Source organism: Micromonospora sp. USAFONa4 (assembly GCF_057197825.1).
On record NZ_CM170072.1, the window covers coordinates 4,208,826 to 4,225,021 of the forward strand.

Consider the following 16,196-nt stretch of genomic DNA (forward strand, 5'->3'; position numbering starts at 1 on the left):
TGCCGCACTGTTCACCGCGCCCTAGTCAAATTTGCTTATTACGCTCATCCGGTGTCTGCCACGCGAATGATGATCCTCGGGCTGGTGCGCTGGATGCAGCCCGTGCACGGCTACGACGTGCGCCGTGAGCTGCTCAGTTGGAGCGCCGACAGGTGGGCGAACGTGCAGCCCGGATCGATCTACCACGCCCTGCGCAAGCTGACCCAGGAAGGGCTGTTGCGCGAGGTGGCCACCGAGCAGGTGGGCGCCCGTCCGGCCCGCACCACGTACGAGGTGACGCCGAAGGGCGAGGAGGAGTTCGAGTCGCTGCTGCGCGGCCTGTGGTGGCAGCTGCACGAGCCGCCGGATCCGTTCGCGGCGGCGTTCTCCTTCCTGCCCGCGATGCCGCGCGAGGAGGCGGCGGCCGCCCTGCGCAACCGGGCGAACCTGCTGCGCGCCGGTGTCGAGTGGATGCGTACGTCGTTGAGTTCTGGCTGGATGCGTTCGACCAAGCCGGTGCACGTGGGGTGGATGTTCGAACTCTGGACCGCCCGCTCCGAGGCGGAGATCTCCTGGTGCGAGCGGATCGCGGAACGGATCGAGTCGGGGGTGTCGTACCTGCCCGAGGGGCTGGAACGGGCGCAGGGCTGGGAGGGCTGGGAGGAGCAGCTGCCGCCCCGGCCGACGGAGCGCGAATAATCAACGTTGACCAAAAGAGCTATATCGCGTTAGCCTGCCCGGGGCGCCACGGGGGAGCATGCCGTCCGGCGTCGTCTCCGAGGGACAGACAGGTGGCCGGTGGCACCGGCCCGGACGACCAGGAGCAGACATGATCGAGACCAGAGGGTTGCGGAAGTCGTTCCGCTCCCGAGAGGGTCGCCAGACGAAGACCGTCGACGCGGTACGCGGCGTCGACCTGAAGGTCACCGAGGGGGAGATCTTCGGGTTCCTCGGCCCCAACGGTGCCGGCAAGACCACCACCCTGCGGATGCTGGCCACGCTCATCGAGCCGGACGGCGGCGAGGCGACCGTCGCCGGGGCCGACCTGCGCAAGGACCCGGCCGAGGTGCGCCGCCGCATCGGCTACGTCGCCCAGGGCGGCAGCACCTGGGACGAGTCCACCGCCCGGGAGGAACTCGTCCTGCACGCCCGCATGTACGGCATCGGCAAGGCCGACGCGCACCGGCGGGCCGCCCGCGCCCTCGACGCCTTCCAGCTCACCGAGTACGCCGACCGCAAGTGCAAGACCTACTCCGGCGGTCAGCGCCGGCGGGTGGAGATCGCCCTCGGCATCATCCACGAGCCGAGCATCGTCTTCCTCGACGAGCCGACGACCGGCCTCGACCCGCAGAGCCGGGCGCACATGTGGGACGAGATCCGCCGGCTGCGGGGCGACGGCATGACCGTCTTCATCACCACCCACTACCTGGAGGAGGCCGACGCGCTCTGCGACCGGATCGCGATCATGGATCACGGCGAGGTGGTCGCGGAGGGCACCCCGACGGAGCTGAAGCGCGAGATCTCCGGCGACGTCGTGCTGGTCGGGCTCGACGCGGCGGCCACCCCGCAGGCCGCGCAGCTGCTCGACGGCGAGCCGTACGTCAACAAGCTGGAGACCGCCGAGGAGGGCGGGCTACGCCTCTACGTCGACGAGGGCGCCACCGCCATCCCGCAGATCCTGCGCCGCGTCGACACCGCCGGCCTCGGGCTCAGGTCCATCGAGCTGCACCGGCCCAGCCTCGACGACGTCTTCCTCACCAAGACCGGCCGCTCGCTGCGCGAGTCCTGATCCCGACCGGAGAGATCCCATGAAACTCGCCCGTGACACCTGGCTGATCTTCCAGCGCCAGCTCCAGCTACTGCTGCGCAACCCCGTCTGGGTCTTCGTCGGCGTCTTCCAGCCGGTGATGTACCTGCTGCTCTTCGCCCCGCTGCTCAAGCCGGCGCTGAACGCGCCCACCCAGGCGGAGGCCTACAAGATCTTCGTACCCGGCCTGCTGGTGCTGCTCGCCATCTTCGGCGGCCTCTTCCAGGGCTTCGGCCTGATCGCCGAGCTGCGCGCCGGGGTCATCGAACGCTCCCGGGTCACCCCGGTCAGCCGCCTCGCCCTGCTGCTCGGCCGCTCGCTGCGCGACGTGGTGTCGCTCATCGTGCAGGCGGTCATCATCACCCTGCTCGCGCTCCTGTTCGACCTACGCGTCTCCCTCGTCGACCTGCTGCTGGCGTACCTCATGCTGGCCCTGATCGCGCTGATGACCTCGGCCGTCTCCTACGGCATCGCCCTCAAGGTCAAGAGCGAGGACGCGCTGGCCCCCCTGATGAACACCGTGGCCCAGCCGGTGCTGCTGCTCTCCGGCATCCTGCTGCCGCTGACCTTCGCCCCCGGCTGGCTCCAGGGCATCGCCGAGTGGAACCCGTTCTCCTGGGCGGTCGACGGCACCCGGGCCCTCTTCGCCGGCCAGCTCGGCGACGACAAGGTATGGCAGGGCCTCGGCATCATCGCGCTCCTCGCCGCCGCCGGCGTCGTCTGGGCCGCCCGCCAGTTCGCCCGCAGCGTCCGCTGAGGTGTCAGGAAGGGCACCTTCCCAACGCCTGCGCTGAAGGAAGGTGCCCTTCCTGACACCGGGGGAGAGTTGCCTCTCACCACGGGCGGGGCGCCGGCCCGACGCTTGTAGCGTGAGGCCGGTGCCCCAGCTAACCCGTGACCGGCTCACCTGGCTGACCTACGCCCAGCTGGGACTGTGGGGCTTCTTCCTCTACGGCTTCGGGCCGGTCGTGCCGCTGCTCCGCGACGAACAGGGCACCTCCGCCGCCGTCGCAAGCCTGCACAGCACCGGCATCGCCGTCGGCGCGCTGGCCGGCGGGGCGCTCTTCGCACCCCTGGCCCGCCGCCTCGGCCGGGGCCGGGCGATCTGGGTCGGGCTGGCGGGCGTGGCGGCCGGCGTCGCCGCCCTGGGCGTCGTCCGCGCCCTGCCCGCCACGATCACCGCCGTAGCCGTGATCGCCACCTTCGGCATGCTGGTGATCAGCGGCGTGTCCGTGGTACTCACCGACCGGCACGGCGCCGGCGCGCCGGCGGCGCTGACCGAGGCCAACGCCGTCTGCGCCGGCGCCGGCATCCTCGCCCCGCTGGTCATCGGCGCCAGCGTCGACGCAGGATGGGGCTGGCGGCCGGCGATGGCCGTCGAGGTCGTCCTGATCGCGCTGGTCGCGCTCGCCGCCGTGACCTTCCGCGTACGCCTGCCGCAGCCCGCCCCCGCTGCCGCGGCTCCCGGCTTGCGGGCTCCCGGCTCTCCGGCTGCCGGGTCGTCGGCTTCCGGAACTCGGGCTTCCGGGTCTTCGGCTTCTGGCGGAGTGGCCTCGGTGGCCGGCGCCCACGGGCTCGGCCGACGCCTGCCGGTGGCGTACTGGATCGCCTGGGTGCTGATGGCGGTCACCGGCTCGATCGAGGTCTGCCTGTCGCTCTGGACGGCCGACGTGCTCCGCTCACACGCCGGGATGGCGGCCGGCGGCGCCTCGGCCGCCGTCGCCGCGATCGTCTGCGGCATGTTCGTGGGCCGGCTCGCCGGGGGCCGGCTCGCCCTGCGGTACCGGCCCGTGCCGCTGCTGCTGGCCGCGCTGGGCGTGTCGCTGGCCGGGTTCGCGCTCTTCTGGATCGCGCCGGTCGGCTGGCTCGCCGTCACCGGCCTGGTCGTCCTCGGCCTCGGCAATGCCCTGCACTACCCGCTGGCGATCTCGATCGCGCTCGCCGTCGCCGGGCCGGCTGCGGACCGGGCGGCCGGCTACGCGTCGTACTCGATGGGGGTGGGCTTCGGGATCGCGCCGGTCGCGCTCGGCTGGGTGGCCGACGGCGTCGGACCGCACCTGGCCTTCCTGCTGCTGCCGGCCTTCATCGCGGCGGCTGCGCTGCTCGCCGCCCGCCTGGGCCGCGCCCTGCGCCCGGCCCCCGCCGACCTCCGATCCCCGACCCCCGCCTGACACCAGCGCCCGTTGAAGCTTGGGTCCCGCTGGATCTTGGTAGGAAACGGCCCCTCCAGGGACCATTTCCTACCAAGATCGCGATGAGGTGGGGCGTCAGTGCACTCGGGCCAGGGTGAGGCCGTCGGCGATCGGGAGCATCACGGCGTCGACGCGGACGTCGGCGAGCACCTCGTCGTTGAACGCCGCGATGGCCCGGTCGTCGGCGTTCTGCGGGGCGATCACCCGGCCACCGCGTAGCACGTTGTCGACCGCGATCACCCCACCGGGACGCATCCGGGGCACCAGCTCCGCCCAGTAGACCGGGTAGCCGGTCTTGTCGGCGTCGATGAACGCGAAGTCCAGGTGGCGCTCGTGGGGCAGCTCGCGCAGCGTGTCGCCGGCCGGGCCGATGCGCAGCTCGATCCGGTCGTCCACGCCGGCGCGGGCCCAGTACCGCCGGGCGATGCCGGTGAACTCCTCAGAGACGTCGAAGCAGGTCAGCCGTCCGCCCTTGGGCAGCCCACGGGCGATCGCCAGCGACGAGAGACCGGTGAACGTGCCCACCTCGACGGCCTGCCGCACCCCGAGCAGCCGGGTGAGGAAGGTCAGGAAGGCGGCCTGCTCCGGTGCGACCTGCATCTGCGCGTCGTTCGGCAGGGCCGCGCGGGTCTCCTCGGCCAGGTCCCGCATGATCTCGTCCGGCGGCGCCCCGTGCCCGACCAGGTACGCGTGCAGTTCCGACGTGAGCGGGATCGACTTGGTGGTCATGCACGGACGCTAACCGAGCGGCTCGACCGTCTGGTTGCCGGGCGCGACCTTCGTCCACAAATCGGTGAGCCGCAGGTCCAATTCGGCGAGAAGGCGGCGCAGCATCGGCAGGCTGAGCCCGATCACCGTGCTCGGATCACCCTCGATCCGCTCCACGAAGGGCCCGCCCAGGCCGTCGATCGTGAAGGCACCCGCCACGGCCAGCGGCTCGCCCGTACCCACGTACGTGGCGATCTCGTCGTCGTCGATGTCGGCGAAGTGCACGACGGTGGAGGCGACCGCCTCGGCCCGCCGCCCCGCCTCGACGTCGATCAGGCAGTGCCCGCTGTGCAGCACGCCGCTACGCCCGCGCATCCGCTTCCAGCGCCGGGTGGCGTCCGCCGCGTCGGTCGGCTTGCCGAAGATCTCCCCGTCGAAGGCCAGCACCGAGTCGCACCCGATCACCAGCGTCCGCTGGTCGTCGGCCGGCCGCAGCCGGGTGAGTACCGCCTGCGCCTTCAGTCGGGCCAGTTCCAGGCAGAGATCCTCGGCCCGCTCCGTGACCACGAGGGACTCGTCGACGCCGCTGACCAGCACGTCCGTCTCGATCCCGGCGGCCTGGAGAATCTTGCGGCGGGCAGGACTGGCGGAGGCGAGCACGAGGCGGAGCGGCAAGGACTTCGGCACGTCGCCGACGTTACCGGCTGACCCGGACGACGACGTCTCGGGTAGGACGTGTCGCCCCCTTCCTCGCCCGTCTCCGTCTTCTGGATCACTCAGCGACTGACGCGGGGCGGCGGGTCGTCGCCCCGACGACGCCGACGGGCGATGAACGTCCACGCGCCCCCGGCCGCCACGATCACGCCGAGGGTGACCAGGCCACGGGCCGTTGCCGCACCGTTCCCGTCGCCCGCCGGCTCCGCTACCGCCGTCGTGGTCGAGGGGGTGTGGACCGGCACGCTTGCCGTCGCCGATCCGAAACCCAGCGGCGGTACGTCAGCCGTCAACGCCGCCACCAGGTCGATGACCCCGTGGCCGTACTCGTCGTCCCGTCCCGGAGGGCCCTTGTCGATCGCTGTGGCGGTGAGCCTGTGCGCCACCTCGGAGGCAGGCAGGTACGGGTACTTGGACCGGATCAACGCGACGGCCCCAGCAACAATGGCTGTGGAGTTTGACGTGCCGGTGCCTTTGCGGTACTTGCCATCAATACTTGTGCTGTAGATATCGGCAGCCGGCGCAACCACATCGATCTCAGGACCTGTGACTGACACTGTGGCCCGTCCGCCCTGACGATCAACCCCGCCAACTGCAATCACGCCTTCGGCGGACGCTGGGTAACCGACTTCGCTGTCTTCGGGCCTATTCCCTGCCGCTGCTACAACGACGATATTGGAAGCCATCGCCGTTTGTACTGCTCGGTCGAGGCGAGAGCTAGTGCTGCCCACACTGGAGATGCTGATGACGTGAGCCCTCTTGGATATTGCATACTCAATGCTTTGAGCTAGGGCGTCAGGGCTGCCGTCGCCTCCCGCTGGGGTGTCGTATACCGGAAGAATCTTGGCTTTCGGGGCGATTCCAAGTGCCCCCACTCCATTGGCTTGACCGTGAGCGGCGATTAGGCCCGCCATGCCAGTGCCGTGGCTATCTCGATCCTGCTTGCCGCTTCCGCTGCCACCGGGGATGATGTCGATCCCAGTCAGGAGATTTGTGCGCAAATCAGGGTGAGGATCAACGCCGGTGTCCGGGACAGCGACAGTGATTCCGTTGCCCTGAGTGATCCGGTGTGCCGCGTAAACGTTCAAGTAGCGCAAGTGCCACTGGTCCTTGCGGACCCGGTCAGCCCCATCGCGCTGCGATGCTGTGGGGCGAAGGACCGTCGCCGCTGCCGGGTGGGATGACGACAAAATTATCACCGCGACAGTCAGCAGCGTGGCCAAGCGGGGAGTGGCGGCAAGTGTCACCTGTTGAGGCCGATGGCTGGCCCAGGGTCTATAGGGCCCTCTTCTTCGGGCGGGCGGACGATTGGGGCTACGCCTTGGTCCGTCTCCCACGGACGGTCTGGATCCCAGTGGCGCAGCTCCTCGCTGTTTTGCTCCCGACGTCTCGGCTGCTTAGACATTCCGCTAGCGCCGGCGAGCCCCGTCGGGCCACCTACCGGAGCGCCGCCAATCGGAAGCATGCCTTGCCCGGTTCCCAAGCCGCGACCTCCGCCGGGGCGAGAGCCAGCGCCGCCCGTCGGCGCTGTGCCTGCGCCGCCACCACCGATCAGGCCCCCGATGGGGTTCACGCGCCGTGGCTGGTTATGGCCCGCACCGGGCTGGCCGAGCCCCATCCCGGGTGTTCCTCCGATAAGCCCTCCAGGAGGCATAGGCCGGCCGGCAGGAGGCGGGGTTGGGTGCGCGTAGTTGCCAGTACTGCCAGGAACGGGTTTGCCGAACGGCCCAGTAGTGCTCGGTCGGCTTGTCCCTGCGGGAAACGGCGGCAGCGCTCCGCCGCCCAGAGACGGATTGGGTAACGCGGAGGGCGTACTAGCTGGTACTCCCGAATTCACTGATGGCAGCGCTACCCCGGTGCCTGCTCCGCCGAGCACGGGACCGGTGTTCGGAGCAGCGGGTTTTTCAACGGGCCGAACGGGGCTCGTGGGTCGACTGCTCGATGGTGCCACGGTTGACGCCGCGACTGGAATTGGGACGATGGGTGGGATTACCGGAGCAGCGGACGAGCCTCCGTAGACATCCTGGTCCCCCGGGGCCCTGCCTGGCCTAATCGGAGGGGGTTTTTGGAGCATTACTCGGGCGTGCTGTAGTTCGCCGCTGAGGCCGTACATGATGCCGCGCGCCTGGACGTTGAGGCGTTCGAGGTCCGCGTCCGTCACCGGGCGATCAGGGACCCGGCTGCCCATGGCCGCCTTCGGGTCGGCGAGCGTCGCGTCGTACGTCTGCTTCTCCTGGACCTTGACGGCGTACGTCTCGTAGATCTTCTTCAGTTGTGTGCGGGTGGCGCTGATGGCCTGCGTGGCGGCGGAGAGCGCGGTGTAGTTGGCGCTGGCCGCGTCGTGCGTGCGCTGCACCTTGTCGATTAGCTCGTCCAGCTCGCGGACGTAGGCCCGGGCCGCCTCGTTGGTCTCCGGGGGCCATGCCTCGGCGAGCCCCTTGCGGTATTCCTGGAGCCGGCTCAGGTGCATCCGGGCGAGGTCGCAGATCTTGCGCCAGCCGGCGACCTGCTTCCAGTGGTTGGTGGTGTCGTGGTCCTGGAGGCAGGCCCACATGCTGGCGACGTCCATCAGCCGCCAGTCGGTGAGGGCGGACGTGCGGCCGCCGGTGCCCCGTTCGATCATGGCAGCACCACCGGACCCTGTCCCCGTCCCTGTCCCGGCGGGGGTTCCGGCCCGGTGGGATCGGGCAGCATCGGCGGCGCGCCGCGAGACGCCGTGGGGGCCGGGTTGGCGAGGGCCCGCTCGATGTCGGTCACGCGCGCGGCGGCGAAGGCGTCGGACCCGGTGTAGCGGGTGGCGACGGTGCCGGCGGCGACGGCCAGGTGGCCGGTGACGTCGCGGACGCCCCAGACCATGTCGGCGGTGGCCTGCTGGGTCTCGTGGTGCGCGCGCAGGAAGTCGACCAGCTCGATGAACGCGTCGGCCGGGTTGGGCACCGGTGCTGTCAGGTCCGCGGCAATGTACGACAGGTGCGGGTCGTAGTTGCGTTCCACCTCGGCCTGGAGCTTGTCGGCGAACTCCCGGAGCTGGCGGATGTCGGCCTCGATGCCGCCGTAGCCGCGGAGCCAGGACGCTGGACCGTCCTCCTCGGGGATCATCGGCCCTCCCTGCCTGTCACTGCGTCGTTTCCCTGAGTGAGGTTAATAGGTCCCGGGGGTGTCGGCAGCCCCGCCCCGGCACACACCGGCTGCCCTGCGGGTGTGCAGGGGCGCCGAGCTGCGGTGATCCGTGCGGAAAAGGTCAGCGGGGCAGGCCGGTCGCCCGCCAGGCGCCGGGGCCGGCGACCGCCGCCGCGACGGGCCGGCCGGAGCGCGCCCAGGCGGACGCGGCGACCGGAGGGGTCGCGGCGGCCGGGCGGGACCGTACGACGATCGCGCCCACCAGCGCGGCCAGTTCCTCGGCGGTGGGGACCCCGCGGACGACCCGGAACAGCGGCTCTTCGGCAGACATGGCGTCAGCGTACGCGTCGGAGAGGTTGACCTGAACCGCACAGTGGCGTGCCGGCGGTGTGAGCGTCGTCGGCTCCGGGTACCGTCTGGGCGATGTCGAACGCGCTGCCCCAACTCGTCGCTGACCGATACCGGCTCCTCTCGCCGCTCGGTCAGGGCGGCATGGGTCGGGTGTGGAAGGCGCGCGACGAGGTGCTGCACCGGGACGTGGCGATCAAGGAACTCGTCCCGCCGCCCAGCCTCACCGACGAGGAGCGCCGCGAGATGCGGGAACGCTCGCTGCGTGAGGCCCGGGCGATCGCCCGGCTCAACCACATCAACGTGGTCCGCATCTTCGACGTGCTGCGTACCGACGGCGACCCGTGGATCGTCATGGAGTACGTGCCGTCGAAGTCGTTGCAGGACACGCTCGCCGAGGACGGCCCGGTGACGCCGGCGCGTGCCGTGGAGATCGGCCTGGGCGTGCTGGCCGCGCTGAAGTCGGCACACAAGGCCGGCGTGATGCACCGCGACGTCAAGCCCGGCAACGTGCTGCTCGGCGACGACGGCCGGGTGGTGCTGACCGATTTCGGCCTCGCCACGATTCCCGGCGACCCGAACGTGACCCGCACGGGCATGGTGCTCGGGTCGCCCGCGTACATCTCGCCGGAGCGGGCCCGCGAGGGCACCGCCGGGCCGGAGGCCGACCTCTGGTCGCTGGGCGCCACCCTCTACGCGGCGGTCGAGGGCAAGTCGCCGTACGCGCGACCGTCGGCGATCGCCACCCTGGCGGCGCTCGCCACCGAGCCGATGCCCCCGCCGAAGAACGCCGGGCCGCTCAAGCCGGTGCTCAACGGCCTGCTGCGCAAGGACCCGAACGAGCGGATCACCGCCGAGGTCGCGGAGAAGTTGCTGCGCCGCGCCGGCGGCAAGCGCACCCGCACGATTCCGCTGCTCGACGGCGTACGCCGGCCGGGGCCGAACGGTCCGCGTGAGCCGCGCCCGCCGCTGGTGCCGGCGCCGCGCCCGGCCGAGGGCGGTTCCGACAAGCCGGTCAGCCCGCCGGCGCCGCGCGCGCCGCTGGCGGCGGCCGCCGCCGGTGCCGCCGCGGCGTCCACCGCCGAGGACGCGACGGCGGCGCTCTCCTCGGACTCCGTGCCGACCGCGAAGGTCGGATCCTCCACCTCGGACGCGGCGCCGACGGCCAAGGTCGACCCACCGAGGCCCGCGCTCGACGACACGAAGGCCGAGCCGGTGGACCCGGCGCCCGGCAGGCCGGCGAATCCCACCTCGGTGATGCCCGCGCCGGTGAGCCCGCCGTCCGGCCGGGCGACGGTCGTGGCGTCCGACGGTACGAAGCCGAACAACACCCGGCGCAACGTGCTGATCGGCGTGCTGGTGGCGCTGCTGCTGATCGGCCTGGTGGTGGTCGTGCCGATGCTGACCAGCGGCGACGGTGGGGACGGCGGCGGCAGCCCGCAGGCCGACCCGACCGGCGCGGCGACCTCGCAGGGGCAGCCGCCGCAGTCCCCGGCGCCGGCCCCGCCCACGAGCGCCGCGCCGAGCCCGACGCCCTCGGCCACCCCGTCGCCGACCCCGGACGCGCTGCCGGCGGGCTGGAAGCTGCACAAGGACCCGGGCGGCTTCACGGTGCCGATCCCCGCGAACTGGGTGCGCCGCAGCGGCGGAACCGACACCGTCATCTTCGACGAGCCCGGCGGTGTTGGCGAGCTGTTGGTTCAGTGGACCAGCAGGCCGCAGCCGGACGCGCTGGCCGACTGGAAGCAGAAAGAACCGGATCGCAGGAAGCGCGTGAACGACTACCAGTACGTCGACATCACGAGCTGCGACGGATTCTGGAAGACCTGCGCGGACTGGGAGTGGCTGGAGACTCGCGACGGTACGCGGATCCATGTCCGCAACCGGGGCTTCGTCACGGCCAAGAATCGCGGTTACGCCCTGCGCTGGGAGGTCGCCGCGAAGGACTGGAAGGCCAAGCTGGCCGACTTCGACCGGATCGCCAAGGGCTTCGTGCCCGACCGCAAGGACTGACCCACGGGATTCGCGCCCGATGCGAGATCGACTCGCATGACCTTCCGCCGTACGGGGTATCTGACCTTCACGACGGAAGGGAGGGTACGACATGGGTTACCGACGGAGGGACGCCCGGCCCCGAGTGGCACTGTGGATGCTCGTGGCCCTCGGCGACATCGTCCTGCTGCTCGCCGCCGCCGGCCTGCCGCTGCTGTTCGCGCTGCTCAGCGTCGTCACCGTCACCCTCGCCGGGGTGGGCGTCCGGCGCTTCGCCCGGCGCAACGCGCTCGCCCGCGAGAACGCGGCGACCGTGCCCGTGGCGGCCCGACGGCAGGTCTGACGCCCGCGCGGGAGCGGCGTGGCGGCAGCCGGACCAGTTGTCGACCGTACGGTGACAACCGATCCCGCTGCCGCCAACCGCCTCCCCAGGCGATTCAGGCTCAGGTGTTGTTGGCCAGGGCGATCAGCCGGCTCCGGTCACCGTTCCAGTGGTTGCGGTCGACCCCGCCGCTGATCCCGGCGACGCTGCCCCGGTCGGTGTACTGCCAGAAGCTCCAGAACGGCGCCCCGGCCGGCAGCGCGCCGACCGTGCTCGACCAGCGGGCGACCCAGAGCGGGTGGTTGGCCCAGGGGGCCGTCCAGCTGCCGGTGCACTGGTTCCACCAGCTCGTGGTGGTGTAGATGACGGCGTAGCGGCCGGTGCGGGAGCGGTAGGTGTTGAGGAAGTCCTGGACCCAGTTCCGCATGCCCGTCGTGCTCAGGCCGTAGCAGTAGCCACCCGCGTACGGGTTGGCTTCGAGGTCCAGCGCGGCCGGGAGGGTGCGGCTGTCGGCCGACCAGGCGCCACCGTTGGAGGCCAGGTAGTTCGCCTGCACCGCCCCGGAGGAGATGTTGGGCCGGGCGAAGTGGTACGCGCCCCGGATGACGCCGGCGTTGTAGGCGGCCACGTAGTTCGTGTTGAACCTCGGGTCCTTGTAGCTGGTGCCCTCGGTCGCCTTGATGAAGGCGAACTGGATGCCCGCGTTGCGGACGCTGGTCCAGTTGATGGCGCCCTGGTAGTGCGACACGTCGATGCCGGGCGTGGTGGCGGCCGCCGCGGGGGTCGCGGTCGCGACGAGCCCCGCCGCCGCGGTGGCGAGGGCCGCCAGGGTGGCGGCCAGCAGCCGCCGCAGGGATGTTCCGGTACGGGTCATGGATGCCTCCAAGGACGCCGGACTTAATTGACGTTCATCTTTGGAGGTAAGTGCCCCGAATGGCAAGGGGAGCTAAGGAAATCTTCAGGAACGGTGGAAGCCGGCCACCCTGACGGCGGTGTCTCCGCCGCCGGCGAGCGGACCGGGTGAAGCGCTCTCCGCCTCAGCCGTAGCGACACAGGTCGGGGCCGGTAGGCTCGCGCCCCATGGTGTCGATCGACGGGCTCGGCGGTCTCTGGGACAAGCTGTTCGCGGCGCAGCCGGACCCACCGCCTCTGCTGGTGCTGTTGACCGCCGCCGTCGCCCTGGTGGTCGTCTCCACCCGGATGCCCTGGCGGATCGCCCGCAACGCCATCACCATCGCCCACGAGGGCGGGCACGCGCTGGCCGCCCTGCTCACCGGCCGCCGGCTGCACGGCATCCGGCTGCACTCGGACACCTCGGGGCTGACCCTCTCCGCCGGCCGGCCCACCGGCCCGGGGATGATCCTCACCCTGCTCGCCGGCTACGTCGCCCCGCCGCTGGTCGGGCTGGCCGGTGCGTGGCTGCTCGGCGGCAACCGGATCACCCTGCTGCTCTGGGTGGCCGTGGCGCTGCTGCTGGCCATGCTGATCATGATCCGCAACGTCTTCGGCGTGCTCTCGCTGCTGGTCACCGGCGGGGTGGTCCTCGCCGTCTCCTGGTACGCCGAACCGCAGGTGCAGGCGGCGTTCGCGTACGCCGGGGTGTGGTTCCTGCTGCTCGGCGGCGTACGGCCGGTGGTGGAGCTGCAACGGCTGCGCTCGCGGGGCCGGATGCCCGCCTCCGACGCCGACCAACTCGCCGGCCTCACCCCGCTGCCGGCCCTCTTCTGGGTCACCTTCTTCGCCCTGGTCAACCTGGCCGCCCTCGGCGCCGGCGCGCTGCTGCTGGCCGGCCCGATCCTCACCGAGGCCGGCCTGACGCCCTGACCGGGCCACGAATGGCGCGCGGGCACGCCCGGATCCCGGCCCGGCGCGGCCGAGTGGGCGAAATGACAGGTCGACCGGGCAACCGGCGGCACCGTCCGACGCGTGTCCCCTGCAAGCGTCACGGGGAGGTCGCAGGTGCCGGACGTCGACGGGTTCGACGAGTTCTACCGGGGCAGCCGGCAAAGGCTGCTCGGGTTCGTCTACGCACTCACCGGCGACCTCGCCGAGGCGCAGGACGCCGTGCAGGAGGCGTACATCCGGGCCTGGCAGCGCTGGTCGACGGTGAGCGCGTACGAGGAGCCGGAGGCGTGGGTGCGGGTGGTGGCGAGCCGGATCGCGGTCAGCCGGTGGCGCAGCCTGCGCAGCCGGGCCCGCGCCTACCTGCGCCACGGCCCCGGCGAGAGCGTGCCCGGCCCGGACACCGCCACCGTCGAGGTGGTCACCGCGCTGCGCCGGCTCCCCGAGGAGCAGCGCACCGCGATCGCCCTCTACTACCTGGTCGGCATGCCGGTCGCCGAGGTGGCCCGGCAGACGGCCACCCCGGTGGGCACCGTCAAGGCCCGACTCTTCCGGGGGCGCGCCGCGCTCGCCGGTCTGCTCGCCGTCTCTGACCTGGAGGAGGCCGCCGATGCGTGACGAGACGACGTTCGTCGAGCAACTGCACCGGGACCTGCGCGAGGTCCGCTGGCCGGAGCCGGCGGAGATCCGCGCCCGGGCCCGCAGGCGCAGCAGGCGTACGGCGTTGACGGCGGCGGTCGCGGTGCTCGTCGTGATGTCGGGTTCCGCTTACGCGGCGGCCGGGCGGTCGGTGTCGCCGTCCCCCCTGGTCGCCGCCGCCTCGGTGTCCCCGGCGCACGTCGCGCCGGGCGAGATCCCGCAGGAGGCCCTGCTCGCCCCCCGGGACGTGCCACTGAAGACCGGTGTGCAACTCGGTGAGACAGGCATCGTGGAGCCGGTGCGGCTCGACCCGGTGCTGGAGTCCTGCGGCCGAGCCCGGGGCGTGCCGTCGGACGCGCCCACGTCCCGCTATTCACGGTCCCAGACCCTGCTCTGGGCACCGGTGGACCCGACGATGCGACATCCGGCGCTCACCCAGGACGTCTACCGGGTCGATCCGAGCCAGGGACGGCTGGTTTTCGGCCTCGTCGGGATGCTGCTCGACGCCTGTGCGGAATGGCAGCTCACCGAGCCCACGTTCCTGGGCGGCCGTCCGGTGGCGTCCGTGCAGACGCATCGGTGGGAAAAGCCGGTCAGCGGCTTCGCCGGCGACGAGTCCGTGATGCTGCGCCACGAGACGCTGGCCCCGCGCAGCCAGGCCGGCGGGAAGGCGGTGGCCGCGACCCCGTCGGTCGAGGTCACCATGGTGGTGCGGGTCGGCGACCTGGTCACCGTGGTCGCGACTGGCCCGGACACCGTCGCGGAGCCGGTCGACGACGTCCGCCCCGGCCGTGGCCTGAGCCACGCCGACCTGGAGGCATTGGGCAGGACCGCGGCACGCCGGATGTGCGCGGCGGCGAACCCCGGCTGCTGAGCGGAGATCCCCGCCTCCAGGCCGGACGCGGGGATCTCCGGAAACGCCCCTACAGCGGGATGTTGCCGTGCTTCTTCGGCGGCAGGGTCTCGCGCTTGGTGCGCAGCACCCGCAGCGCGCGGACGATCTGGGTCCGCGTCTCGTGCGGCGGGATGACGCTGTCCACGTAGCCGCGCTCCGCCGCGATGTACGGGTTGGCGAGGGTGTCCTCGTACTCGGCGATCTTCTCGGCCCGCACGGCGGCCGGGTCCTCGGCGGCGGCCAGTTCCGAGCGGTAGAGGATGTTCACCGCGCCCTGCGCCCCCATCACCGCGATCTGCGCGGTCGGCCAGGCGAAGTTCAGGTCCGCGCCGAGGTGCTTGGAGCCCATCACGTCGTACGCCCCGCCGTACGCCTTGCGGGTGATCACGGTGACCTTCGGGACGGTGGCCTCGGCGTACGCGTAGATGAGCTTCGCGCCCCGGCGGATGATGCCGTCCCACTCCTGGCCGGTGCCGGGCAGGAAGCCGGGGACGTCCACGAAGGTCAGCACCGGGATGTTGAACGCGTCGCAGGTGCGCACGAACCGGGCGGCCTTCTCGGAGGCGGCGATGTCCAGGGTGCCGGCGAAGTGCATCGGCTGGTTGGCGACCACGCCCACCGGCCGGCCCTCGACCCGGCCGTAGCCGACGACCATGTTCTGCGCGTAGAGCGGCTGGACCTCCAGGAACTCGCCGTCGTCGAGGACGTGCTCGATCACCCGGTGCATGTCGTACGGCTGGTTCGCCGAGTCGGGGATCAGCGTGTCCAGCTCCCGGTCCTCGTCGGTCACGTCGAGGTCGGCGGGCGCGTCGAAGACCACCGGCTCGTCCAGGTTGTTCGACGGCAGGTACGACAGCAGCGCCTTGACGTAGTCGATCGCGTCCTGCTCGTCCGTGGCGAGGTAGTGCGCGTTGCCGCTGCGCGAGTTGTGCGTACGGGCGCCGCCCAGCTCCTCCATGCCCACGTCCTCGCCGGTGACCGTCTTGATGACGTCCGGGCCGGTGATGAACATGTGCGAGGTCTGGTCGACCATCACCGTGAAGTCCGTGACCGCCGGGGAGTAGACCGCGCCGCCGGCGCACGGGCCCATGATCAGCGAGATCTGCGGGATGACGCCGCTGGCCCGTACGTTGCGGAAGAAGATCTCGCCGTAGAGGCCGAGCGAGGCGACGCCCTCCTGGATGCGCGCGCCCCCGGAGTCGTTGATGCCGACGACCGGGCAGCCGATCTTCATGGCCAGGTCCATGACCTTGACGATCTTCTCGCCGAAGACCTCGCCGAGGGAGCCTCCGAAGACGGTGAAGTCCTGGGCGAAGACGCAGACCTGCCGGCCGTCGATGGTGCCGTAGCCGGTGATGACGCCGTCGCCGTACGGGCGGGTCTTCGCCAGCCCGAAGTTGGTGGACCGGTGCCGGGCCAGCTCGTCCAGCTCGACGAAGGAGCCCTCGTCGAGCAGCATCTCGATCCGCTCGCGGGCGGTCTTCTTGCCCCTCGCGTGCTGCTTCTCGACCGCGCGCGCCGACCCGGCGTGCACCGCCTCGTCGACCCGCCGATCCAGGTCGGCCAGCTTGCCCGCGGTGCTGTGGATGTTGATCCCGGTCTCGGTAGTCACCCTGGGAATATAACGATGGTTCAGGC

Annotated in this window: 16 protein-coding genes; 9 read left to right on the forward strand and 7 right to left on the reverse strand. The window is 71.4% G+C overall.

Annotated elements, in window-relative coordinates; translation table 11 throughout:
• Positions 1–66: 66 nt before the first annotated feature.
• The 4 genes from AC0OO9_RS18725 to AC0OO9_RS18740 all read left to right on the forward strand — a co-directional run bounded on the left by AC0OO9_RS18725 (position 67) and on the right by AC0OO9_RS18740 (position 3,957).
• A complete protein-coding gene (locus tag AC0OO9_RS18725; protein WP_484517981.1) occupies positions 67–678 on the forward strand; it encodes a PadR family transcriptional regulator in 612 nt (203 codons plus the stop codon).
• A gap of 130 nt (positions 679–808) precedes the next feature.
• Positions 809–1,768: an ATP-binding cassette domain-containing protein gene (locus AC0OO9_RS18730; RefSeq protein WP_132233310.1), complete on the forward strand. Its 960-nt coding sequence runs from the start codon at positions 809–811 to the stop codon at positions 1,766–1,768.
• A 19-nt stretch (positions 1,769–1,787) separates the two neighbouring features.
• On the forward strand, positions 1,788–2,543 hold the full coding sequence (locus AC0OO9_RS18735) for an ABC transporter permease (RefSeq protein ID WP_132233312.1): 756 nt from the start codon (positions 1,788–1,790) through the stop codon (positions 2,541–2,543).
• Positions 2,544–2,664: 121 nt separating this feature from the next.
• A complete protein-coding gene (locus AC0OO9_RS18740; protein ID WP_484511330.1) occupies positions 2,665–3,957 on the forward strand; it encodes an MFS transporter in 1,293 nt (430 codons plus the stop codon).
• Positions 3,958–4,053: 96 nt separating this feature from the next.
• On the opposite strand, the gene AC0OO9_RS18745 is transcribed toward AC0OO9_RS18740, so the two are convergent.
• The 5 genes from AC0OO9_RS18745 to AC0OO9_RS18765 form a co-directional block, all read right to left on the reverse strand.
• Positions 4,054–4,707, reverse strand: a complete 654-nt coding sequence (locus AC0OO9_RS18745; RefSeq protein ID WP_484511331.1) for an O-methyltransferase — start codon at positions 4,705–4,707, stop codon at positions 4,054–4,056.
• Between the two features lie 9 nt (positions 4,708–4,716).
• The gene (locus AC0OO9_RS18750; RefSeq protein WP_484511332.1) at positions 4,717–5,373 is read right to left on the reverse strand and encodes a Maf family protein; all 657 of its coding nucleotides are present in this window, start codon (positions 5,371–5,373) and stop codon (positions 4,717–4,719) included.
• Between the two features lie 89 nt (positions 5,374–5,462).
• Positions 5,463–6,614, reverse strand: coding sequence for a S8 family serine peptidase (locus AC0OO9_RS18755; protein WP_484517982.1), 1,152 nt, complete (start codon positions 6,612–6,614; stop codon positions 5,463–5,465).
• A gap of 1,405 nt (positions 6,615–8,019) precedes the next feature.
• On the reverse strand, positions 8,020–8,499 hold the full coding sequence (locus AC0OO9_RS18760) for a hypothetical protein (RefSeq protein WP_484511333.1): 480 nt from the start codon (positions 8,497–8,499) through the stop codon (positions 8,020–8,022).
• A 142-nt stretch (positions 8,500–8,641) separates the two neighbouring features.
• Complete coding sequence (locus AC0OO9_RS18765; RefSeq protein ID WP_484511334.1) at positions 8,642–8,851, reverse strand: acyl-CoA carboxylase epsilon subunit; 210 nt, start codon at positions 8,849–8,851, stop codon at positions 8,642–8,644.
• Between the two features lie 92 nt (positions 8,852–8,943).
• On the opposite strand from AC0OO9_RS18765, the gene AC0OO9_RS18770 reads away from it, so the two are divergent.
• A complete protein-coding gene (locus tag AC0OO9_RS18770; protein ID WP_484511335.1) occupies positions 8,944–10,881 on the forward strand; it encodes a serine/threonine-protein kinase in 1,938 nt (645 codons plus the stop codon).
• Positions 10,882–10,972: 91 nt separating this feature from the next.
• Positions 10,973–11,203: a hypothetical protein gene (locus tag AC0OO9_RS18775; RefSeq protein WP_151454419.1), complete on the forward strand. Its 231-nt coding sequence runs from the start codon at positions 10,973–10,975 to the stop codon at positions 11,201–11,203.
• Between the two features lie 100 nt (positions 11,204–11,303).
• Here the strand turns inward: AC0OO9_RS18775 and AC0OO9_RS18780 are convergent, their stop codons facing one another.
• Positions 11,304–12,056 (reverse strand): GH25 family lysozyme, encoded by a 753-nt coding sequence (locus AC0OO9_RS18780; RefSeq protein WP_484511336.1) that lies wholly within the window; start codon positions 12,054–12,056, stop codon positions 11,304–11,306.
• Positions 12,057–12,262: 206 nt separating this feature from the next.
• Between AC0OO9_RS18780 and AC0OO9_RS18785 the strand changes: the two genes are divergently transcribed.
• The 3 genes from AC0OO9_RS18785 (at position 12,263) to AC0OO9_RS18795 (ending at position 14,537) form a co-directional block, all read left to right on the forward strand.
• Complete coding sequence (locus AC0OO9_RS18785; RefSeq protein ID WP_484511337.1) at positions 12,263–13,006, forward strand: M50 family metallopeptidase; 744 nt, start codon at positions 12,263–12,265, stop codon at positions 13,004–13,006.
• A gap of 135 nt (positions 13,007–13,141) precedes the next feature.
• Positions 13,142–13,642, forward strand: coding sequence for a SigE family RNA polymerase sigma factor (locus AC0OO9_RS18790; protein ID WP_484511338.1), 501 nt, complete (start codon positions 13,142–13,144; stop codon positions 13,640–13,642).
• Entirely contained in the window at positions 13,635–14,537 is a 903-nt protein-coding gene (locus AC0OO9_RS18795) for a hypothetical protein (protein WP_484511339.1), read from the forward strand. Before AC0OO9_RS18790 ends, AC0OO9_RS18795 begins: the two co-directional genes overlap by 8 nt.
• 49 nt (positions 14,538–14,586) lie before the next feature.
• On the opposite strand, the gene AC0OO9_RS18800 is transcribed toward AC0OO9_RS18795, so the two are convergent.
• Entirely contained in the window at positions 14,587–16,170 is a 1,584-nt protein-coding gene (locus AC0OO9_RS18800) for an acyl-CoA carboxylase subunit beta (protein ID WP_484511340.1), read from the reverse strand.
• Positions 16,171–16,196: the final 26 nt, after the last annotated feature.

Coding starts and splice junctions, on each gene's coding strand:
- AC0OO9_RS18745 (WP_484511331.1), bottom strand. CDS start 4,707: ATGACCACCAAGTCGATCCCGCTCACGTCGGAACTGCACGCGTACCTG.
- AC0OO9_RS18780 (WP_484511336.1), bottom strand. CDS start 12,056: ATGACCCGTACCGGAACATCCCTGCGGCGGCTGCTGGCCGCCACCCTG.
- AC0OO9_RS18765 (WP_484511334.1), bottom strand. CDS start 8,851: ATGTCTGCCGAAGAGCCGCTGTTCCGGGTCGTCCGCGGGGTCCCCACC.
- AC0OO9_RS18730 (WP_132233310.1), top strand. CDS start 809: ATGATCGAGACCAGAGGGTTGCGGAAGTCGTTCCGCTCCCGAGAGGGT.
- AC0OO9_RS18725 (WP_484517981.1), top strand. CDS start 67: ATGATGATCCTCGGGCTGGTGCGCTGGATGCAGCCCGTGCACGGCTAC.
- AC0OO9_RS18795 (WP_484511339.1), top strand. CDS start 13,635: ATGCGTGACGAGACGACGTTCGTCGAGCAACTGCACCGGGACCTGCGC.
- AC0OO9_RS18760 (WP_484511333.1), bottom strand. CDS start 8,499: ATGATCCCCGAGGAGGACGGTCCAGCGTCCTGGCTCCGCGGCTACGGC.
- AC0OO9_RS18775 (WP_151454419.1), top strand. CDS start 10,973: ATGGGTTACCGACGGAGGGACGCCCGGCCCCGAGTGGCACTGTGGATG.
- AC0OO9_RS18770 (WP_484511335.1), top strand. CDS start 8,944: ATGTCGAACGCGCTGCCCCAACTCGTCGCTGACCGATACCGGCTCCTC.
- AC0OO9_RS18735 (WP_132233312.1), top strand. CDS start 1,788: ATGAAACTCGCCCGTGACACCTGGCTGATCTTCCAGCGCCAGCTCCAG.
- AC0OO9_RS18785 (WP_484511337.1), top strand. CDS start 12,263: ATGGTGTCGATCGACGGGCTCGGCGGTCTCTGGGACAAGCTGTTCGCG.